Genomic DNA, 19390 nt, shown 5'->3' on the forward strand with positions numbered 1-19390 from the left:
TGTCGCTTCCACCTATGCGATCCCGCGGCAAGCCCTTGACGATTGGCAAGCCCCCAAACCGGATCATTTTCCGCGACGGCGAGTTCTCAACCGATTGCCCGACGGGAGCCGTCATGACCATTAATTTCGACACGCTGAAAGCTTCGCTCGTTCTCTATGGGCTGAACGCGATCTATGCGATCCTGCTGCTCGCGGTCGGCTGGTATCTGTCCGGCGCGATGCAGCGTTTCGTCACGCGCGTCCTCAGCGTCACGCACCGCGTCGATCCGCTGGTGACGTTGTTCGTGGGTAGCCTCGCGCGCTATGGCGTGCTCGCGGTGGTCGGCATCGCCGTGCTGCAGCTCTTTGGCATCCAGACCGCAAGCCTCGTCGCCGTGCTGGGCGCGACATCTCTCGCCATTGGCCTGGCACTACAGGGCACGCTCTCCAACCTCGCCGCCGGCGTGATGCTGCTGTTGTTCCGGCCCTTTCGCATCGGCGACGACGTCGAGGTCGCCGGCAAGGCGGGCAAGGTGAGATCGCTGTCGCTGTTCATGACCGAGCTCGTCGCGGCCGACAACACGCAGATCCTGCTGCCGAACGGGCAGGTGTGGGGTGCAGCGATCGTCAACCACAGCGCCTATCCCGGCACGGGAGAGGTCAAGGTGGCGTTTCCGGTCCCGGCCGGTGCCGCTGCGGCGCTGGCCGATCGCATGCTGGAGGAGCTGCGCAATGACTCCCGCATGGACGATCAGGCTGCGCCTGCCGTCAACATCTCCAGAGTGGTCGATGTCGCCAATCCGGCGTCGCCGATCCTGGAATTGACGGTTAGTGCGAAGGCCAAGCCGTCACAGGCGGACACGGTCAGGCAGTGCGTGCTCGACCACGCCAGCGCGTTGCTCGCGGCGGCGTAGGCGTTTCGGCGGCGCTGTCGTTCAGCCTCGCGGCGCCCGCGGCGGCCTGCGCTTCACCGCATGCCGGCGCGGTGAGCGGGTCACGCGCGGTCGCAGGCGGCTGGCGGCGGTGCGCTGCGGCTTGGCCGCGACTTGCGGCCCGCGGGCGAGCTCCATCAGCATGCGCAGCGCCTCGACCACCGAGCGGGCGCGCACTGCGCTGCGGCCAATGGCGCCGAAGCGGTGCTCGCGATGGATGATGCGACCGTCGCGCGCGGCGGCGGCGAAGTGCACGAGACCGACCGGCTTGCCGGGCGTGGCGCCGCCGGGGCCGGCGATGCCGGTGATGGCGACGGCGAGATCGACATCGGCACGCTCCAGTGCGCCGATCGCCATCGCGGTCGCGGTCTCCTTGCTGACTGCGCCGAAATTCGTCAACGTGCTCGCTTCGACGCCAAGCATCGCGCGCTTGGCGTCGTTGGAATAGGTGACGAAGCCGCGGTCAATGACGTCAGACGAGCCGGGGACGTCAGTCAGTGCGCCGGCAACCAACCCGCCGGTGCAGGATTCCGCAGTCGCGATCGTCAGCTTGCGCATCCGGCATAGATCGAGCAGCGAGCGGGAGAGGGCGCGTGCATCGCTGCCGCCCATGGCCTAGACGCTCCAGGTCTTTTCGCTAAACGGAAGGCGGATGGTGGCGCTCGCGGTGGCCGCGATGCCCTCCTCACGCCCGGTGAAGCCGAGGCGCTCGCTGGTCGTTGCCTTCACCGCGACGCGCGAGATATCGACGCCGGAGATCTCGGCGATGCGCGCGCGCATGGCGTCGCGCAAGGGGCCGATCTTCGGCCGCTCGCAGATCAGCGTCACCTCGAGATTGGCGACGCGGCCGCCGCGCTGGGCGACGCGCTCGATGGCGTATTTCAGGAACTGGTCGGAGGAGGCACCCTTCCATTTCGCATCGCTTGGCGGGAAGTGCGAGCCGATGTCGCCGTCGGCGAGCGCGCCGAGAATGGCGTCGACCAGCGCATGCAGGCCAACATCGCCGTCGGAATGGGCCAGGAACCCCTTGGTGTGCGGCACGCGCACGCCGCAGATCATGACATGGTCGCCTTCACCGAAGGCGTGCACGTCATAGCCGGTGCCAGTCCTGATGTCGCCGAGCAGGGCGGCCAGGCGCGCTTCCTCGCGCACGAAATCCTCGGGAGTGGTGAGCTTCATGTTGGCAACATCGCCTTCAAAGGTTGCGACCGTCAATCCCGCCCATTCGGCAATCGCGGCATCGTCGGTGAAATCAGAGCGCCCGTCCTTCGCCGCGCGACGATGCGCCTCGAGGATGACGTCGAAACGAAAAGATTGCGGCGTCTGCGCGATTCTGAGGCGCGCCCGCTCCGGCGTGTCCTCGACATTGCCGTCCTCGCCGGTGAGCTTGATGGTGTCAGTGACGGGAACGACCGGGATCGCAGCGCCAGTGCGGCCCGCCGCTTCGATCGCGCGCGAGATTACGCCTGCCGAGACGAAGGGGCGGGCGGCATCGTGGATCAGCACGATGTCCGGCTTGTGCTTCGCCAGCGCTTCGAGGCCGGCGAGCACTGAGGCCTGACGCGTGGCGCCGCCATTGGTCGGCGGCTCGTGCCTCAGCCCTGTGACCGCTGCGGTGAACATGACGCTGTCGTCGGGGTTCACCACCGGCTGCACCGCTGATACCTCCGGGTGGCGGCTGAATGCCTCCATGGCGCGATAGATCACCGGCACGCCGCCGATCTCGCGGTATTGCTTCGGCCCGCCGGCGCCTGCACGCAATCCACGCCCGGCTGCGACGAGGACGACTGCGGTGCGCTGTGATTTCGCCATAGGACTCAATTACTCAGTTGCTCATCAAGGAGTCGGGGAGGGGATTGCCGGCATGCCTCTAGCACGGCAGGCCCGCAAAAAAAGGGGGTTTCCCCTGATTGTGGGAAACAGCATTTTGCTGCACTGCACTTGAAAGATTTGCAGAACTGTCTAAACTGTAGGCATGACGCTTGACTGCACAAGAATTGTGCGCAAGATAGATCATGGCAGGCGCGATGAGGCCCTGCCCAGTCAACGAGACTCCTGTGACCGGCTCGGCAGTATCCGGCTCTAAGCCGTTGAAAATAGGCGATATTGATATCGCCACCCCGGTCTTCCTGGCGCCGATGTCGGGTGTGACTGACTCGCCCGTCCGCCGGCTCGCAGCCGAGCTTGGAGCCGGTCTGGTCGTGTCCGAAATGACCGCGAGCGATGAACTCGCCAATGGCCACCGGATGTCCCGGTTGCGTTGCGAAGCCACCGGCATCGGTCCGCATGTGGTCCAGCTCGCAGGGTGCGAGACGCACTGGATGGCCGAAGGCGCCCGGATCGCCGAAGCGGAAGGCGCCGATATCATCGACATCAACATGGGCTGTCCGGCCCGCCACGTCACCGGGGGCCAGTCCGGTTCGGCCTTGATGCGCGACCTCGACCATGCCCTCAAACTGATCGATGCGACCATCGCAGCGGTGAAGGTGCCGGTGACGCTGAAGATGCGGCTCGGCTGGGACGATCGCACGCGCAACGCGCCGGAGCTGGCGCGGCGCGCGGAAGCCGCAGGCGTCAAGCTCGTCACGGTCCATGGTCGCACCCGCTGCCAGTTCTACAAGGGCGAGGCCGATTGGGACGCGATCCGCGCCGTGCGCGAGGCCATCTCGATCCCGCTCGTCGTCAATGGCGACATCACGTCCTACGAGAAGGCGCTCGCAGCATTGCAAGCCTCAGGCGCCGATGCCGTGATGATCGGCCGCGGCGCGCAGGGCCAGCCCTGGCTGCCCGGTCAGATCGGCCGCCGCTTGCAGGGCGGGGCCGAGGAAGCGATGCCCTCGCTCGAAACACAGCTGCATTATGTCCGCACGCTGTATGATGGCGTCTGCGCGCTTTATGGCCTGCGCGTCGGACTGAGGCATGCCCGCAAGCATCTGAGCTGGGCACTCGATGTCGCGGCGCAGGTGAGCCGTGCGCCGTCGGAGAAATTGAAATCCTGGCGACAGAAGATCCTGGTCTCGGAGGATCCGCGCCTCGTTCACAATTCACTGCAAGACGCCTTCGACGACTTCGCATGGAGCGCTGCTGCATGAGCTCAGCCGCTGAACATCGTCGGCCGCTTCAGTCCGACAGCGACGCAATCCTGGACGCCTTGCCCAACCCCGTGCTCATGATCGGGCCGGACGGCAAGATCGTCGCCGCCAATATCGCGACCGAAGCCTTCTTCGAGATCTCGACGCAGTTCCTGAAGCGGCAGTCGTTGAAGGAGCTGGTGCCGTTCGGCAGCCCCTTGCTGGCGCTGATCGACCAGGTGCGCTCGTCGAACTCGCCGGTCAACGAATACAAGGTCGATCTTGGCACGCCGCGCATGGGCGGCGACCGCCAGGTCGATCTGCACGTGGCCCCTCTCACGGAGCGGCCCGGCCACATCGTGGTGATGCTCCAGGAGCGCAGCATTGCCGACAAGATGGACCGCCAGCTCACCCATCGCAGCGCCGCTCGCTCGGTGATCGCGCTCGCAGCGATGCTGGCGCACGAGATCAAGAACCCGCTGTCCGGCATCCGCGGCGCTGCGCAGCTTCTGGAGCAGCAGGCCTCGTCCGAGGACCGCATGCTGACGCGGCTGATCTGCGACGAGGCCGACCGCATCGTGACGCTGGTCGACCGCATGGAGGTGTTCGGAGACGAGCGTCCCGTGGTGCGCGGCCCCGTCAACATCCATTCGGTGCTCGACCACGTGAAGCGGCTGGCGCAGTCCGGCTTTGCCCGCAACATCCGCTTCGTCGAGGACTACGATCCCTCGCTGCCGCCGGTGCTGGCGAACCAGGATCAGCTAATTCAGGTGTTCCTCAACCTCGTGAAGAACGCCGCCGAAGCCCTGATCGACGTGCCGGACGCCGAGATCCAGCTCACCACCGCGTTTCGCCCCGGCGTGCGCCTGTCAGTCCCCGGTCAAAAATCCAGGGTATCCCTGCCGCTGGAATTCTGCGTGAAGGACAACGGACCAGGCGTGCCGGACGATCTTCTGCCCAACCTGTTCGATCCCTTCGTGACCACCAAGCAGACCGGCTCGGGTCTCGGCCTGGCGCTGGTCGCCAAGATCGTCGGCGATCACGGGGGCATCATCGAATGCGAATCTCAGCCGCGCAAGACCACCTTCCGCGTACTGATGCCGATGTATTCCACATCGGTGAAACATGCCGATCAAAGCAGTCGCGCCGACTCTGCCGGGAAGTCGTCGCCTGCGTCACAGGGGGCAAAATGAGGATCAACGATGCCCGCAGGTAGCATTCTCGTAGCCGATGACGATACCGCCATCCGCACCGTTCTCAATCAGGCACTGTCCCGCGCCGGTTACGAAGTGCGGCTGACCGGCAATGCCGCAACGCTGTGGCGCTGGGTGAGCCAGGGCGAGGGCGATCTCGTCATCACCGACGTGGTGATGCCGGATGAAAACGCCTTCGATCTGTTGCCGCGGATCAAGAAGATGCGGCCGAATCTGCCCGTCATCGTGATGAGCGCGCAGAACACCTTTATGACGGCGATCCGCGCCTCCGAGCGCGGCGCTTACGAATATCTGCCAAAGCCCTTCGACCTGAAGGAGCTGATCGCCATCGTCGGCCGCGCGCTCGCCGAGCCGAAGGAGCGGACCTCGACGCCGGACGAAGATGCCGAGATGGAGGCGATTCCGCTGGTCGGCCGCTCGCCGGCGATGCAGGAAATCTACCGCGTGCTGGCGCGCCTGATGCAGACCGACCTCACCGTGATGATCACGGGCGAGTCCGGCACCGGCAAGGAACTGGTGGCGCGGGCGCTGCACGATTATGGCAAGCGCCGCAACGGCCCGTTCGTCGCGGTCAACATGGCGGCGATTCCGCGCGATCTCATCGAATCCGAGCTGTTCGGCCATGAGCGCGGTGCCTTCACCGGCGCCAACACCCGCGCCTCCGGGCGGTTCGAGCAGGCCGAGGGCGGCACGCTGTTCCTGGATGAGATCGGCGACATGCCGATGGAGGCGCAGACCCGCCTGCTGCGCGTGTTGCAGCAGGGCGAATACACGACGGTCGGCGGCCGCACCCCGATCAAGACCGACGTACGCATCGTCGCGGCCTCCAACAAGGATTTGCGTGTCCTGATCCAGCAGGGCCTGTTCCGGGAAGATCTGTTCTTCCGCCTCAACGTGGTTCCGCTGCGGCTGCCGCCCTTGCGCGAGCGCATCGAGGACCTGCCGGATCTCGTGCGGCACTTCTTCACACTGGCCGAGAAGGACGGGCTGCCGCCGAAGAAGCTCGACACGCTGGCGCTGGAGCGGCTGAAGCAGCACCGCTGGCCCGGCAACGTGCGCGAGCTGGAAAATCTGGCCCGGCGCCTTGCCGCGCTCTATCCGCAGGACGTGATCACGGCCTCCGTCATCGACGGCGAGCTCGCGCCGCCCTCGGTCAGCCCGGGCGCCGCGGTCCAGCAGGGCGTCGACAATCTCGGCGGCGCGGTGGAGGCATATCTGTCCTCGCACTTTCAGGGCTTTCCGAACGGCGTGCCGCCGCCCGGCCTCTATCACCGCATCCTCAAGGAGATCGAGGTGCCGCTGCTCACGGCCGCGCTGGCTGCCACCCGCGGCAACCAGATCCGCGCCGCCGACCTGCTCGGCCTCAACCGCAACACGTTGCGCAAGAAGATCCGGGATCTCGACATCCAGGTTTATCGGAGCGGGGGTTAGTCTTTCGAAGCGGACGGTGGCTCAGCTCCGCCTACCAAGGCAGAGCTGAGCCTGTCCGGATCGCGCTGGCCGTTGTGGCTGACGCGATGAGCAGAAGTCCTGACGGGACTCTGATGTTCCGCCGGCACATTCAAATTAGTCATTCGGGCTGCAACGCGGCCGTCACATCTATCTGACCAGTTCGCCGGAGGCTGGCACCACGCTCGCGACATTAAGGGGCGGCTGCTGAAGGCCGAGGCCGTTGACTAGGAGGTCGGCGGCTACGATCAGCAGCAGAACGGCGGAAACCATCGTCGCGAGGAAGATCCTATCCATGCGGATCAAGCCGGAATGGTGGGAATCCGTTCCGCCTCGGCGGCATCTGCCTGTGGATTGCACCTGCCGGCCGCGAGGTTAACGCCGCGGAATTGTCGCAATTCGGCAACAATGTGGTACGAATACATCAGTATCCGCGCGTCCGCGGACCCGTCTTCAGCATCATTGCCGGAATGACCAGCGCAGATACCTCGGCCGCACATTTTGACACGGCCCCAGCCGAAGAGCCCCGGCGTTGGTCGGTGCGGCGCTGGCTCGCACCCTTTGCCGTGGCGCTGGCGCTGCTGTCGGCCCTCCTGACCTTCCTGGTCCTGACCGGACTTACCAGGATCGAGCCGACGCCCGAGGTCGTCCGCTCGTTCTACCTGATCAACGCTGCGACGATCCTGCTCCTGGTGGGGATCATCGTCAGGGAACTCTGGCAGCTGATCCTGGCGCGGCGGCGGGGCAGAGCGGCGGCGCGCCTCCATGTCCAGATCGTCAGCCTGTTCTCGATCGTCGCGGTGCTGCCGGCAGTGCTGGTCGCCGTCGTCGCCAACGTTACCATCGAGCGCGGCCTCGACCGGCTGTTCTCCGGCCCGACCAAGGAGGTGATCCAGAATTCGCTGACGATCGCGCGGGCCTATATGCAGGACCACGCGCAGCTGATCCGCGGCGACATTCTCGGCATGGCCAACGACATCGCCCATGCGAGGCCGCTCTACGATCAGGACCGCCGCTCGTTCCGGGAGATGCTGACGGCCAGTGCCGGCTCTCGCAATTTGCCCGGCGCGATGATCATCGACAAGAACACCAACATCCTGGAGTCCGCCGACACCGGCATGCGGCTCGCCTATTCGCCACCGGCGCCGGACTTCCTCAGCAATGTCAACGAGAACGAGCCCGAGATCGCAGTGCTCCCCGACGCGAGCTTCGTTGCCGCGGTGATCCGGTTGCGTGCCTTCAACGATACCTTCCTCTATGTCGCCCGTCCGCTCGATCCGAATGTCGTCAATCAGCTCAAGCAGACCGAAGTGAGCGTCGCCGAATACGCCCAGATCGAGTCACGCCGCCTCGGCATTCAGGTCGCCTTCGCGCTGATGTTCGCAGTGATCGCGCTGACCATTTTGATGGCCTCGGTGCTGATCGGGCTCAACTTCGCCAACTCGCTGGTCTCGCCGATCCGGCGGCTGATGAACGCGGCGCAAACGGTCTCAACCGGCGACCTCCATGTCCAGGTGCCCGTGCATCAGTCGGAAGGCGATCTCGCCCAGCTGGGCGAGACCTTCAACAAGATGACGCAGGAATTGCGCAGCCAGCGCGACGAGCTCGTCAATGCCAGCGACCTGATCGACAGCCGCCGCCGCTTCATCGAGGCCGTGCTGTCCTCGGCGAGCGCCGGCATCATCGGCGTCGATACTTCCGGCAGCGTCGGCATCCTCAACCGCTCGGCCGAGAAGCTGATCGGCCACTCCGAAGCGGAGACGCTCGGCCATCCGCTCTCGGACGTGCTGCCCGAGCTCGACGACATGATGAAGACGGCGCGGGAGGGGACCCAGCGTCTGGTGCAGGGTCAGATCACGATCAACCGGGACGGTGCCGAACGCAATCTATCGGTCCGCGTCAGCGCCGAGAAGAACCAGCCGCACGACAGCTACATCATCACCCTCGACGACATCACCGAGCTGGTCTCGGCCCAGCGCACCTCGGCCTGGGGCGACGTGGCGCGCCGCATCGCTCACGAGATCAAGAACCCGCTGACGCCGATCCAGCTCTCCGCCGAGCGCATCCGCCGCAAGTTCGGCAAGTCCATCACCGAGGTCAAGGACAAGCAGATCTTCGACCAGTGCACCGACACCATCGTGCGCCAGGTCGACGACATCAGGCGCATGGTCGACGAGTTCTCACGTTTTGCGCGGATGCCTAAACCGGTGATGGAGGGCGAGGACGTCGCCGATACCGTGCGGCAGGCGGTGTTCCTGATGAAGGTCGCCCATCCCGAGATCGACATCGAAGCCGAGTTCAAGGAGGATCCGCTCCGCGCCCAGTTCGACCGGCGGCTGATCTCCCAGGCGGTCACCAACATCGTCAAGAACGCCACCGAGGCGATCGAGCAGGTCCCCCCCGAGGAGCTCGGCAAGGGCCGCATCGACGTCGTGGTGTCGCGCGAGGGCGACGACGTGCTGATCGACGTCATCGACAACGGCATCGGCCTGCCCAAGGTCGCGCGCTCGCGCCTGCTCGAGCCCTATGTCACGACGCGCGCCAAGGGCACGGGCCTGGGGCTGGCCATCGTCGGCCGCGTGCTGGAAGACCATGGCGGGCGGATCGAGCTGAAGGACGCCTCCGACTTCCGCGAAGGCCAGCGCGGCGCCTGGATGCGGATGCGCTTTGCGGTCTCGGGCCAACCTGCGAAAGCTGGGGGCGCCGAGCCAGCGCCCGCGGCCAACGAAGCAACCAAGCCGGACAACAAGGCGGCGGTCACGGAATCCGTCGAGAAATCCAGCAACGAGCTGGAAACAAAAGAGCCGGCCGCCGGAACCAAAGAGCCGGCTGAAAAGACCAATGATTCAACGAAAATCGAAGCCTCAACAGGCAGCTGACAACACAGGCGCGATCCATGGCAAGTGAAATTCTGATTGTCGATGATGAGGCCGATATTCGGGATCTCGTTGCGGGCATTCTCGAAGACGAGGGGTTCGTGACCCGGACCGCGCGCGACAGCGATACGGCACTGGCCGAGATCGCCAACCGGCGGCCGCATCTGGTGTTTCTCGACATCTGGCTGCAAGGCTCCAAGCTCGACGGCTTGCAGCTGCTGGAGCAGGTCAAGAAGGATAATGCCGATCTGCCCGTCGTGATGATCTCCGGCCACGGCAACATCGAGACCGCGGTCGCCGCGATCAAGCGCGGCGCCTACGACTTCATCGAGAAGCCGTTCAAGGCCGACCGGCTGATCCTGGTCGCGACCAGAGCGCTCGAGAACTCGCGACTCAAGCGCGAGGTCAAGGAGCTGAAGCAGCTCGCGCCGAGCGCCAGTCAGCTCGTCGGTCGTTCGCCGAGCATGAACCAGCTGCGCCAGACCATCGAGCGTGCGGCGAAGGCCAACAGCCGCATCCTGATCGTCGGCCCCGCCGGCGCCGGCAAGGAGTTGACCGCACGCACGCTGCATACGGCCTCGGGCCGTGCCGACGGTCCCTTCGTGGTGATCAACGCAGCGGCGATCACGCCCGAGCGCATGGAGCACGAGCTGTTCGGCATCGAGCAGTCCAATGGCGAGCAGCCGCGAAAGCCCGGTGCGCTCGAGGAAGCCCATGGCGGCACGCTGTTCATCGACGAAATCGCCGACATGCCGCGCGAGACCCAGAACAAGATCTTGCGCGTGCTGGTGGAGCAGTCGTTCCAGCGCGTCGGCGGTACCGCCAGGGTGCAGGTCGACGTGCGCATCATCTCCTCGACCGCGCGCAACCTGGAAGAGGAGATCGCGGCCGGCCGTTTCCGCGAGGACCTCTATCACCGGCTCTCGGTGGTGCCGATCCGCGTGCCCGCGCTGTCGGAGCGGCGCGAGGACATTCCGGAATTGATCGACTATTTCATGGAGCAGATTTCCGCCGGCAGCGGCCTCCCCAAGCGCCAGATCGGGCAGGACGCGATGGCGGTGCTGCAATCCCATGTTTGGCCCGGCAATGTGCGTCAGCTCCGCAACAACGTCGAGAGGGTCATGATTCTCGCGGCAGGCGGGCCAGAGGTCATCATCACGGCCGACATGTTGCCGCAGGACGTCGGCTCCATGGTGCCGGCGATGCCGACCAGCAACAATGGCGAGCACATCATGGGCTTGCCGCTGCGTGAGGCGCGCGAAGTGTTCGAGCGCGACTATTTAATTGCGCAGATCAGCCGTTTCTCAGGAAATATTTCCCGTACGGCAGAGTTCGTTGGCATGGAACGCTCGGCGCTGCATCGGAAGCTGAAAGCGCTCGGTGTCGGCTAGCGCGGTTTCGAGCGGAGTGGAGACCGGTTCGAGTCAAGAAAGCGCGTCAAAACAACAATCTAGCCCGCGACCTTGCGGCCAGGCGTCAGGAGTAAGCGAGTAAGATCATCGATTTCCGTAGTTTTCCGGGACAATCGGGCGTGGCCTGCCGCGTGAAGCGGCTTGCCTAATATCCCGACCTGTCCTCTAATCGAACCGCTGTTCCTTCCGAGGGGGATCTCATGAGGGACAGCAACCGGGAGAGGCCCCGAACGTCACAAGAGGGCCGCAACCGGCGCAATAAAAAGAAACTCAAAGCGAGAAAAAAACAATGGCGGCAGACCGCGCACAAAACCTACAGGACACATTCCTTAATCACGTTCGCAAAACCAAGACGCCACTGACGATCTTTCTGGTCAACGGAGTGAAGCTCCAGGGCATCGTGACCTGGTTCGACAATTTCTGTTTGCTGCTGCGGCGCGACGGTCACTCGCAGCTGGTCTACAAGCATGCGATCTCGACCATCATGCCGGGCGCACCGATCCAGTTGTTCGAAGGCGGCGAGGATCAGCCGGCTTGAGAGTGATCTGATTGGAACCCCGGAGTTTCGGCGGGGATGCCGACCGTCCGCGGTCGGCAGGGGCCAATACGGGGCGGGTGCTGGTGATCGGCCCCTATTTGCGAGTGCGTGCGGGCAGTGCCGACGCGCAATCGGAAGGTCATGTCCAACGCGACGCCGAGGCCCGGCTTGATGAAGCCACGGGCCTCGCGCGTGCGATCGATCTCGTTGTTGCCGACGCCATCATCACGCCGATCAGCCAGATCCGGCCGGCGACCTATATCGGCAAGGGTAAGGTCGAGGAGATCGCCGGGCTGGTCAAGAGCCTTGATGTCGAGCTCGTGGTGATGGATTGCGCGCTGGCGCCGATCCAGCAGCGCAATCTCGAAAAGGAGCTGCACGCCAAGGTGCTCGACCGCACCGGGCTCATTCTGGAAATCTTCGGCCGCCGTGCCAAGACCAGAGAAGGCTCGCTCCAGGTCGAGCTTGCGCACCTCAACTATCAGCGCTCGCGCCTGGTGCGCTCCTGGACCCATCTCGAACGCCAGCGCGGCGGCTTCGGCTTTATGGGCGGTCCGGGCGAGACGCAGATCGAGGCCGACCGCCGCCTGATCCAGGAGCGCATCTCCAAGCTGGAGAGCGAACTGAAGAAGGTGCAGGCGACGCGACGTCTGCATCGCGCCGGCCGCCAACGCGTGCCGTACCGCGTCGTCGCGCTGGTCGGCTACACCAATGCCGGCAAGTCGACGCTGTTCAACCGCCTGACCCGCGCGGACGTGCAGGCGGCCGACATGCTGTTTGCGACGCTCGATCCCACCTTGCGCGCGCTCAACCTGCCGCATGGCGGCAAGGCGATGCTGTCGGACACTGTCGGCTTCATCTCCAATCTGCCGACCCAGCTCGTCGCCGCCTTCCGCGCCACGCTGGAGGAGGTGCTGGAGGCCGACGTCATCCTGCATGTCCGCGACATCTCGCATGAAGACGCCGAGGCGCAGCAGAGCGACGTCGATGCCGTTCTACGTCAGCTCGGCATCAACCCCGATGACAGTGGCCGCATTATCGAAGTCTGGAACAAGATCGATCGGTACGATGCCGAGCAACGCGAAGAGCTCCTGAACATCGCCGCGCGCAGGCCGGAGGATCATCCGGCGATGCTGGTTTCAGCCGTGACAGGCGAGGGGGTCGACGCACTGCTCGCCGCGATCGAGGAACGCCTCGCCGCCAAACGCACCACGCTCGATCTCTCCATCGACGCCTCGGACGGTGCCGGCATCAGCTGGCTGCACCGCAATGCCGAGGTCCTGTCGAAGGAGCTGCACGACGGCCGCTTCGACATGACCGTACGGGTGGACGAGACCAAGCGGGACATCGTGGTGTCCAGGTTCGACGCCGTGCCGCACCACGCTACATAGCCGCTGTCGTCCCGGCGAACGCCGGGACGGCAGCGGAGCTAGCGGCGCACGTCCTTGCCTCCCTCTGAGGCCAGCTTCTCCTTACCCTTCGCCGCATTCCACAGCGCGTCCATCTCCGCCAGCGACGCCTGCTCAAGCGTCCGACCCTGCGCCTCCAGCGTCCGCTCGATATAGGCGAAGCGCCGCTCGAATTTCGCATTGGTCACGCGTAGTGCGCTTTCCGGATCGGCGCCGACATGGCGGGCGAGGTTAACGAGGGCGAACATCAGGTCGCCGGTCTCTTCCGCAATCTCCCGCTTGTCGTTGCGGTCCAATGCCGCTTCGATCTCATCGGCCTCCTCGCGGATCTTTTGCAACACTGCGCGTGGGTCGTTCCAGTCGAAGCCGACGGTGGAGGCCTTCCGCTGCAGCTCCATGGCCCGGATGAGCGCGGGCTGGCCGGCCTTCACGCCTGACAGCAGGGATTTGTGCGTCGGCGAGTCCTCCGGCGGCCGGCGCGCGGCGCGCTCGGCCTTCTCCTCGGCCTTGATGCGGTCCCAGACCTCCTTGACATGGGAGGAGGCGAGATTGCCGTCCTTATCGGCGAAGACATGGGGATGGCGGCGGATCATCTTGCGGGTGATGGCTTCGACGACGTCACCAAAATCGAACGCGTTCTGCTCCGAGGCCATCTGGGCGTGATACACGACCTGGAGCAGGAGATCGCCGAGCTCCTCGCGCAGATCGTCGAGATCGCCGCGGGCGATGGCGTCCACCACCTCATAGGCTTCCTCGACCGTATAGGGCGCGATCGTCGCAAAATCCTGCTCGAGGTCCCAAGGGCAGCCGGTCACCGGCGTGCGCAACGCCGCCATGATCTCGATCAGGCGGGAAATGTCGCGGGAAGGGGTCATTGCGGGGCGGTCTCCTAGGTCCAGAGCCTTATGCCAAAGGCGGGCCGCCGATCCCAGTGCAAGCAGGCGGAACAGGCCGATTTCCACCGATTGGCGGGCACCTCACGCAATGCTAAAGCGCGGGGTATGAGTGACGCATTTTCCTCCGAAACCGCGCTGGTGCTGTTCTCCGGCGGCCAGGATTCCACCACCTGCCTCGCCTGGGCCTTGAGCCGCTTCGCCCGCGTCGAGACACTGGGGTTCGAATACGGCCAGCGCCACGCCATCGAGCTCGCCTGCCGCGACCGCCTGCTCGACGGCATCAAGGGCCTGCGCGCGGAATGGGCCGCAAAGATTGGCGAGAGCCACACGCTATCGATCCCGACGCTTGCGGCCGTCTCCGAGACGGCGCTGACGCGCGACGTCGCGATCGCGATGGGGGCCGATGGCCTGCCCAACACTTTCGTGCCGGGCCGCAACCTCGTCTTCCTGACCTTCGCCGCGGCGCTGGCCTATCGACGCGGGATCAGCCACATTGTCGGCGGCATGTGCGAGACCGACTATTCCGGCTATCCGGATTGCCGCGACGAGACCATCCGCGCCACGCAGGCCGCGCTCTCGCTCGGCATGGCGCGCAAGTTCGAGCTGCATACGCCCTTGATGTGGATCGACAAGGCCGCGACCTGGAAGCTCGCGCGTGATCTTGGCGGCGACGGCCTCGTCGATCTCATCCGCGAGCACTCCCACACGTGCTATCTCGGCGAACGCGGCGCGCAGCACGATTGGGGCTATGGCTGCGGCGAGTGCCCGGCGTGCAGCCTGCGCGCAAAGGGATGGGCGGAGTATGTGGCAGGGCGCAAATAGCGCTCAGATCTTCGCTGTCATTCCCCGCGAAGGCGGGGAATCCAGTACGCCGCAGGTTCTCCGTATCTCACAGACGTCTCTGGAATATCACCCGCCTTCGCGGGTGATGACAGCTGTGTTTGGGGAAACGGAGCACGCACCACGCACGGAAGATTACCCCGCAAAATCCTCCGGCCGCAGCTCGATCGGCTTGCCGTGTGGCGTGCGATCGGCGGCGTGGTCCCAGGCATCGCGGTAGCGGTGCAGGGTTGCCATGGATGCGACGCCCTTGCGCGCAACCAATCCTTCGAGCGTGGCGAGCCAGTGCAGGTAGTAGGTCTCACCCGTGTCGGGATCGCCGGCTGCTTGCGCGCGCTTGATCTCGTCGGCGAGCGCGGCGGCCCATTCGGGCCAGGTGAACACGCCGCGCTCGTGCAAGGTCAGCGCCATGGCAAAGGCATGCGCCTCCCATGGCGCCCGGAACACCGGGCCATCGTCATCGCGGGGGATGCTCGGGATGGCCGCGGTGGCGGCCGCAGCAAGCGTCGTGCTCATCACGCCGGGTCCAGATAGGGCTCGAACGCGTCGATCGAGACTTTTGTGGTCGGATCGCCATCGGGACCCCAGAGTTCGCTGCCCTCGAACACCACGGTGTAGAGCCATTGTGGATGTTCGCCGAGCTCCATCGCCGCCGTGTCAGGAAACACGTGGCAGCCATGGTTCAGCTCGACGACACCGACATGGCCGCGCACATAGCGCGGCAGCCTGGTGTGTGTAGCCGGATGGATGTTCTTGGCGCGCACACGTTCGCCGATCTCGAACTTCGCAGGCTGCGGGGCAGGGCGGTCGAACTTGCCGCGCACCATCACGCGCTCGACGTTGGCAAGGTCGAACTTGCCGTGCTTGAGCGCCTTGGCCGGCTGGATCGCGCGCCCGGCGGCGACCTCCTCCCGGGTGAGGTAGCCCTTCTCGATCAGCATCTCCTCGAGCCCGAGGAACCACTTTTTGTAATAGGAGCTCGACAGATAGACGTGCGGCGGCAGGGTCTCGCGGTAGAAGCGCGACGTGTCGATGTTGAAAGCGCCGGCCGCGCCCATCGCGCGCACCATGGCAAGGACACGCGCTTCCCAATCCGCGTGGAACATCGGTTCATTGGCTTCGGGCTCGACCTTGCCGAACCCGTCCATGCCGCCCATGTCGTGCACGCCGTTCATGCCGGCTCTCCCGGCTTCCGCGGAAATCCGGTGCCGATCATGGAATCGCGGGTGACGAGCTCGGCGAGCTGCTCCTCGCTCCAGCCCTCTGTGCCCTCGGGCCGCATCGGCAGCACCAGGAAGCGCGTCTCGGCGGTCGAATCCCACACCCGGATTTCCGTGTCCTTGGGCAATGCGACGTCGAAATCGGCGAGCACGCCGCGCGGGTCCTTTACGGCGCGGGAGCGGTAGGGCGCAGCCTTGTACCAGACCGGCGGCAGTCCCAGCATTTCCCAAGGGTAGCAGGAGCACAGAGTGCACACCACCATGTTGTGCCGCTCCTTGGTGTTCTCGACCACGACGAGATGGTCGCCGACGCGGCTCACATGGCCGAGCGTGCCGATCGCCTTGCTGCCGTCCTCCAGCAGCGCCTTCTTGAACGCCGGATCAGTCCAGGCCTTGGCAACGACGCGCGCGCCGTTGTGAGGGCCGATCCTTGTCTCGTACGCCTGGATAATGGCATCGAGCGCGGCCGGCTCGACATAGCCCTTTTCGGTCAGGATCGTCTCGAGCGCGCGCACGCGCAGCTCGGTCTCCGACAGCTCGGAATGATCGTGGTGATGGTCGTGATCGTGGCTCATGGCCGTAAAGATATCCGCAATGGCCCGGACCTGTCGAGTATTCCCTGCATCGTGATCGGGTCCCGTATTCGTGACGACATTTGTGCGCTAACATCGCCGAAAGCAGCCTGGAGATGATGGTGACGGACTACGTGAAGATCGAAAAGGGCCTTGGGCCTGAGGGCCGGATTGCTGTGGTCCGCTTCGACCGCGGCGACGGCATCAACGCGCTCTCGCCGGAGGCAATGCGGCAGCTGACCGCAGCGGCGCGCAGTTTCGAGGATGACGCCGCGACGTCGGTCGTGGTCTTGACCGGCAGCTCGGGCGCGTTCAGCGCCGGCTTCGACCTCAAGGATGCGGAGGGAGGTTCGCGCAAGGAGATGGATCTCGGCACGCTCCGGCGGCATCTCAAGCTCGGGCCGCGCCTGACGCGCGCCTGGCAGGAGATGGAGCAAATCACGATCGCGGCGATCGAGGGCTTTTGCGTCGGCGGCGGCGTGGCCCTCGCCGTCGCGCTCGACTTCCGCATCATGGGCCGCAACGCGCATTTGCGCGTACCGGAAATCGGGCTCGGCATGAACATGAGCTGGCAGAGCATCCCGCGCATGCTGCATCTGATCGGGCCGGCACGCACCAAGCAGGCGGTCATCTTGGCTGACCAGCGCATCAGCGCGGACGAGGCCTATGAATGGGGCTTGGTGGAGCAGGTGACCGACCCAGGCCATGCGTTCGATGCAGCCATGGAGCTTGCCCGGAAGGTCGCCGCGCAGCCGCCGCTCTCGGTGGCCATGACAAAGCTGACCGTCAACCGGCTTGCGTACGCGCTGGATGATCTCGCGAGCCACATGGATGTCGATCAGTTCGCGCTTGCAAGCCTGACCGAGGACCATAAGGAGGGCGTCGAGGCCTTCCTGGCCCGCCGCAAGCCACGCTTCAGGGGGCGGTAGATCAGGCGCGGCAGGAGGATGATCCCGTTGGGAGATGAATCTTCTTCGCACGTGACGGATTGGGAAAACTTCGTCCAACTCCTCGCAAATATCTGAAATTGCAAGAAAGACTGGAAACAGCGATTGTGCATGCTGCGGCGCAGTGCGCTTCACCCGGCCGGCATCGCAATTTCACCTCCGTCGCTCCATGCGACCTGATTCCCGTACGCCCGCGAGCGGCGCGGGCCAGCGAACCATTGTGCATGAAGGTCGTCTCCATGAACGCCCACCAATCGCTCGCGATCGGACAGCCGATCGAAACGTTTGACGCGATTTCACCTCCTGTGACTGAGCCGGACGCGATGGTCCGTTTCGAAGGCATCTCGAAAACCTATCCGGCCTATCGCGGCAAGCCCGGCGTCAACGCGCTGCACAATATCGACTTTGCAATTCCGCGCGGTTCCGTTGCCGGCGTGATCGGCCGCTCCGGCGCGGGCAAGTCCAGCCTGGTTCGGCTGATCAACGGGCTGGAGAAACCGACCACGGGCCGCGTGATTGTCGACGGCCGCGACATCTCGGCGCTGACTGGCCGAGCGCTGCGGTTGGCGCAGCGCTCGATCGGCATGATCTTCCAGCACTTCAACCTGTTGTCGTCGCGCACCGCTGCCGACAACATCGCGCTGCCGCTCGAGATCGCGGGCTGGGCCAAGGCCGACATCAAGGCCCGCGTCACTGAGCTGCTCGCGCTCGTCGGCATCGCGGACAAGCACGACCGCTATCCTTCGGAACTCTCCGGCGGCCAGAAACAGCGCGTCGGAATTGCCCGCGCGCTGGCGACGCGGCCGAGCGTGCTGCTGTCGGACGAGGCGACCTCCGCGCTCGACCCGCAGACCACGCGTGCGATCCTCGATCTGCTCGCGAACATCAACCGCGAGCTCGGCGTGACCATCGTGCTGATCACCCACGAAATGTCCGTGGTGCGCCAACTCGCCAAGGAGGTCGTCGTGCTCGACGCCGGACACGTGGTCGAGAGCGGCCATGTCGCCGACATCTTCACCCACCCGAAGCATCCCATCACACAGTCGTTCCTGGCGGAGGTCATCGGCGACAGCCTGCCAGTGTCGCTGGCGAGCCGGATCGTGCCTGGGCCATCGGCCGGCGGCCACGCCGTGATCCGCATCGAGGTGCGTGGGGCAGGGGCCGGCGAGACGCTGGTGGCGCGGCTCGCGCGCGAACTCGGCCGCGACGTGTCGCTGCTGTCGGCGCGCATCGACGAGATCGGCGGCCAGCATGTCGGCTCGCTCGTTCTCGGCATTCCTCTCGGTGTTTCCAGCGCCGCGGACGCGGTGACGCGGACGCTGGCCTTTCTCTCTCAACATCAATTCTCGGCGGAGCATCTCGGCTATGTCGCCTGAACTCGTCAACCTGATCATCCAGGCGACCTTCGAGAGTCTGTACATGGTCGGAATCGCCGCGCTGCTCGGCACCGCCTTCGGCCTGCCGCTCGGCGTCTTCCTCGCGACCAGCCGCAAAGGCGAGTTGTTCGCGGCCCCCATCGTCAATCGCGTGCTCGGCATCGTCGTCAACGCGACGCGTTCCACGCCGTTCATCATCCTCGTCGTCGCCATCATCCCGTTCACGCGCCTGATTGCCGGCACCTCGATTGGATCGACCGCAGCGATCGTGCCACTGACGATTGCATCGACGCCGTTCATCGCGCGCCTGGTCGAAGCTGCGATCCGCGAGGTCGATGGCGGTCTGATCGAGACCGCATCCTCGTTCGGCGCTTCGCCGCTTCAGATCGTGCTCAAGGTGCTGATCCCCGAGGCGCTGCCTGGCCTGTTGCTGGCGCTGACGCTCGCCGTCGTGAGCTTGCTCGGTTACTCGGCCATGGTCGGCGCGGTCGGCGGCGGAGGGCTTGGCGATCTCGGCATCCGCTACGGCTACCAGCGCTTCATGCCGGAGATGATGCTCGCCGTCGTGGTCGTGCTGATCGCGCTGGTGCAGCTCGTCCAGAGCGCCGGGGATTTTCTGGCGCGCCGGGTCAACCGCCGCCTGCGGCATCGCTGAACCG

The 19390-nt window shown here is 65.2% G+C and carries 19 protein-coding genes; 12 read left to right on the top strand and 7 right to left on the bottom strand.

Annotated features, from left to right (window positions below):
- The first annotated feature begins 113 nt into the window (after positions 1–113).
- On the top strand, positions 114–893 hold the full coding sequence (locus ABIG06_RS30900; RefSeq protein WP_370139783.1) for a mechanosensitive ion channel family protein: 780 nt from the start codon (positions 114–116) through the stop codon (positions 891–893).
- A 21-nt stretch (positions 894–914) separates the two neighbouring features.
- On the opposite strand, the gene ABIG06_RS30905 is transcribed toward ABIG06_RS30900, so the two are convergent.
- Both ABIG06_RS30905 and ABIG06_RS30910 read right to left on the bottom strand, forming a co-directional pair.
- Positions 915–1523 (bottom strand): CinA family protein, encoded by a 609-nt coding sequence (locus ABIG06_RS30905; protein WP_370139784.1) that lies wholly within the window; start codon positions 1521–1523, stop codon positions 915–917.
- 3 nt (positions 1524–1526) lie between these two features.
- Positions 1527–2723 carry a bifunctional 2-C-methyl-D-erythritol 4-phosphate cytidylyltransferase/2-C-methyl-D-erythritol 2,4-cyclodiphosphate synthase gene (locus tag ABIG06_RS30910; protein ID WP_370139785.1) on the bottom strand — a complete coding sequence of 399 codons (1197 nt, stop codon included), beginning with the start codon at positions 2721–2723 and terminating at the stop codon, positions 1527–1529.
- Positions 2724–3001: 278 nt separating this feature from the next.
- Here ABIG06_RS30910 and dusB point away from each other — a divergent pair, with 278 nt between their 5' ends.
- From dusB to ntrC, 3 genes are read left to right on the top strand one after another with little or no spacing between them, the layout of a single operon-like run.
- Positions 3002–4003, top strand: a complete 1002-nt coding sequence (gene dusB, locus ABIG06_RS30915; protein WP_370140947.1) for a tRNA dihydrouridine synthase DusB — start codon at positions 3002–3004, stop codon at positions 4001–4003.
- Entirely contained in the window at positions 4000–5175 is a 1176-nt protein-coding gene (locus tag ABIG06_RS30920; RefSeq protein WP_028179545.1) for a two-component system sensor histidine kinase NtrB, read from the top strand. The genes dusB and ABIG06_RS30920 overlap by 4 nt, the downstream gene beginning before the upstream one ends.
- A gap of 9 nt (positions 5176–5184) precedes the next feature.
- The gene (gene ntrC / locus ABIG06_RS30925) at positions 5185–6627 is read left to right on the top strand and encodes a nitrogen regulation protein NR(I) (protein ID WP_025036261.1); all 1443 of its coding nucleotides are present in this window, start codon (positions 5185–5187) and stop codon (positions 6625–6627) included.
- 168 nt (positions 6628–6795) lie between these two features.
- Here ntrC and ABIG06_RS30930 read toward each other — a convergent pair whose 3' ends face one another.
- Entirely contained in the window at positions 6796–6942 is a 147-nt protein-coding gene (locus ABIG06_RS30930; protein WP_199751557.1) for a hypothetical protein, read from the bottom strand.
- Positions 6943–7115: 173 nt separating this feature from the next.
- On the opposite strand from ABIG06_RS30930, the gene ABIG06_RS30935 reads away from it, so the two are divergent.
- The 4 genes from ABIG06_RS30935 (at position 7116) to hflX (ending at position 12862) form a co-directional block, all read left to right on the top strand.
- Positions 7116–9524, top strand: coding sequence for a sensor histidine kinase (locus tag ABIG06_RS30935; RefSeq protein ID WP_124160931.1), 2409 nt, complete (start codon positions 7116–7118; stop codon positions 9522–9524).
- A 17-nt stretch (positions 9525–9541) separates the two neighbouring features.
- The gene (locus ABIG06_RS30940) at positions 9542–10912 is read left to right on the top strand and encodes a sigma-54-dependent transcriptional regulator (RefSeq protein ID WP_131868639.1); all 1371 of its coding nucleotides are present in this window, start codon (positions 9542–9544) and stop codon (positions 10910–10912) included.
- 310 nt (positions 10913–11222) lie between these two features.
- The gene (gene hfq / locus ABIG06_RS30945; protein ID WP_007591126.1) at positions 11223–11471 is read left to right on the top strand and encodes an RNA chaperone Hfq; all 249 of its coding nucleotides are present in this window, start codon (positions 11223–11225) and stop codon (positions 11469–11471) included.
- A gap of 11 nt (positions 11472–11482) precedes the next feature.
- Positions 11483–12862, top strand: coding sequence for a GTPase HflX (gene hflX, locus ABIG06_RS30950; RefSeq protein WP_370139786.1), 1380 nt, complete (start codon positions 11483–11485; stop codon positions 12860–12862).
- Between the two features lie 38 nt (positions 12863–12900).
- Here the strand turns inward: hflX and mazG are convergent, their stop codons facing one another.
- Positions 12901–13755, bottom strand: coding sequence for a nucleoside triphosphate pyrophosphohydrolase (gene mazG, locus ABIG06_RS30955; RefSeq protein WP_124160933.1), 855 nt, complete (start codon positions 13753–13755; stop codon positions 12901–12903).
- Positions 13756–13881: 126 nt separating this feature from the next.
- On the opposite strand from mazG, the gene queC reads away from it, so the two are divergent.
- Positions 13882–14598 carry a 7-cyano-7-deazaguanine synthase QueC gene (gene queC, locus ABIG06_RS30960; RefSeq protein WP_124160934.1) on the top strand — a complete coding sequence of 239 codons (717 nt, stop codon included), beginning with the start codon at positions 13882–13884 and terminating at the stop codon, positions 14596–14598.
- A gap of 153 nt (positions 14599–14751) precedes the next feature.
- On the opposite strand, the gene ABIG06_RS30965 is transcribed toward queC, so the two are convergent.
- The 3 genes from ABIG06_RS30965 to nthA are packed head-to-tail and all read right to left on the bottom strand — an operon-like array spanning position 14752 to position 16411.
- Positions 14752–15132, bottom strand: a complete 381-nt coding sequence (locus ABIG06_RS30965) for a nitrile hydratase accessory protein (RefSeq protein ID WP_199751560.1) — start codon at positions 15130–15132, stop codon at positions 14752–14754.
- Positions 15132–15791 carry a nitrile hydratase subunit beta gene (gene nthB, locus ABIG06_RS30970; protein WP_124160936.1) on the bottom strand — a complete coding sequence of 220 codons (660 nt, stop codon included), beginning with the start codon at positions 15789–15791 and terminating at the stop codon, positions 15132–15134. Before nthB ends, ABIG06_RS30965 begins: the two co-directional genes overlap by 1 nt.
- Positions 15788–16411 carry a nitrile hydratase subunit alpha gene (nthA, locus tag ABIG06_RS30975; protein WP_124160937.1) on the bottom strand — a complete coding sequence of 208 codons (624 nt, stop codon included), beginning with the start codon at positions 16409–16411 and terminating at the stop codon, positions 15788–15790. The genes nthB and nthA overlap by 4 nt, the downstream gene beginning before the upstream one ends.
- Positions 16412–16530: 119 nt before the next feature.
- Here nthA and ABIG06_RS30980 point away from each other — a divergent pair, with 119 nt between their 5' ends.
- The 3 genes from ABIG06_RS30980 (at position 16531) to ABIG06_RS30990 (ending at position 19386) form a co-directional block, all read left to right on the top strand.
- The gene (locus ABIG06_RS30980; protein WP_124160938.1) at positions 16531–17337 is read left to right on the top strand and encodes an enoyl-CoA hydratase/isomerase family protein; all 807 of its coding nucleotides are present in this window, start codon (positions 16531–16533) and stop codon (positions 17335–17337) included.
- A 242-nt stretch (positions 17338–17579) separates the two neighbouring features.
- Entirely contained in the window at positions 17580–18731 is a 1152-nt protein-coding gene (locus tag ABIG06_RS30985; protein ID WP_199751562.1) for a methionine ABC transporter ATP-binding protein, read from the top strand.
- Positions 18721–19386 carry a methionine ABC transporter permease gene (locus tag ABIG06_RS30990; RefSeq protein WP_124160939.1) on the top strand — a complete coding sequence of 222 codons (666 nt, stop codon included), beginning with the start codon at positions 18721–18723 and terminating at the stop codon, positions 19384–19386. Before ABIG06_RS30985 ends, ABIG06_RS30990 begins: the two co-directional genes overlap by 11 nt.
- Positions 19387–19390 lie beyond the last annotated feature (4 nt).

The organism is Bradyrhizobium sp. USDA 326 (assembly GCF_049739485.1).
Lineage (GTDB): Bacteria > Pseudomonadota > Alphaproteobacteria > Rhizobiales > Xanthobacteraceae > Bradyrhizobium.

What these genes read in the sequence shown, in the direction of transcription:
- ABIG06_RS30905 (WP_370139784.1), bottom strand. Translation starts at nt 1,523, where the DNA reads ATGGGCGGCAGCGATGCACGCGCCCTCTCCCGCTCGCTGCTCGATCTA.
- nthA (WP_124160937.1), bottom strand. Translation starts at nt 16,411, where the DNA reads ATGAGCCACGATCACGACCATCACCACGATCATTCCGAGCTGTCGGAG.
- ntrC (WP_025036261.1), top strand. Translation starts at nt 5,185, where the DNA reads ATGCCCGCAGGTAGCATTCTCGTAGCCGATGACGATACCGCCATCCGC.
- ABIG06_RS30935 (WP_124160931.1), top strand. Translation starts at nt 7,116, where the DNA reads ATGACCAGCGCAGATACCTCGGCCGCACATTTTGACACGGCCCCAGCC.
- ABIG06_RS30940 (WP_131868639.1), top strand. Translation starts at nt 9,542, where the DNA reads ATGGCAAGTGAAATTCTGATTGTCGATGATGAGGCCGATATTCGGGAT.
- ABIG06_RS30990 (WP_124160939.1), top strand. Translation starts at nt 18,721, where the DNA reads ATGTCGCCTGAACTCGTCAACCTGATCATCCAGGCGACCTTCGAGAGT.
- ABIG06_RS30930 (WP_199751557.1), bottom strand. Translation starts at nt 6,942, where the DNA reads ATGGATAGGATCTTCCTCGCGACGATGGTTTCCGCCGTTCTGCTGCTG.
- ABIG06_RS30910 (WP_370139785.1), bottom strand. Translation starts at nt 2,723, where the DNA reads ATGGCGAAATCACAGCGCACCGCAGTCGTCCTCGTCGCAGCCGGGCGT.
- mazG (WP_124160933.1), bottom strand. Translation starts at nt 13,755, where the DNA reads ATGACCCCTTCCCGCGACATTTCCCGCCTGATCGAGATCATGGCGGCG.
- ABIG06_RS30965 (WP_199751560.1), bottom strand. Translation starts at nt 15,132, where the DNA reads ATGAGCACGACGCTTGCTGCGGCCGCCACCGCGGCCATCCCGAGCATC.
- queC (WP_124160934.1), top strand. Translation starts at nt 13,882, where the DNA reads ATGAGTGACGCATTTTCCTCCGAAACCGCGCTGGTGCTGTTCTCCGGC.
- ABIG06_RS30900 (WP_370139783.1), top strand. Translation starts at nt 114, where the DNA reads ATGACCATTAATTTCGACACGCTGAAAGCTTCGCTCGTTCTCTATGGG.
- ABIG06_RS30920 (WP_028179545.1), top strand. Translation starts at nt 4,000, where the DNA reads ATGAGCTCAGCCGCTGAACATCGTCGGCCGCTTCAGTCCGACAGCGAC.
- nthB (WP_124160936.1), bottom strand. Translation starts at nt 15,791, where the DNA reads ATGAACGGCGTGCACGACATGGGCGGCATGGACGGGTTCGGCAAGGTC.
- hfq (WP_007591126.1), top strand. Translation starts at nt 11,223, where the DNA reads ATGGCGGCAGACCGCGCACAAAACCTACAGGACACATTCCTTAATCAC.
- ABIG06_RS30985 (WP_199751562.1), top strand. Translation starts at nt 17,580, where the DNA reads ATGAAGGTCGTCTCCATGAACGCCCACCAATCGCTCGCGATCGGACAG.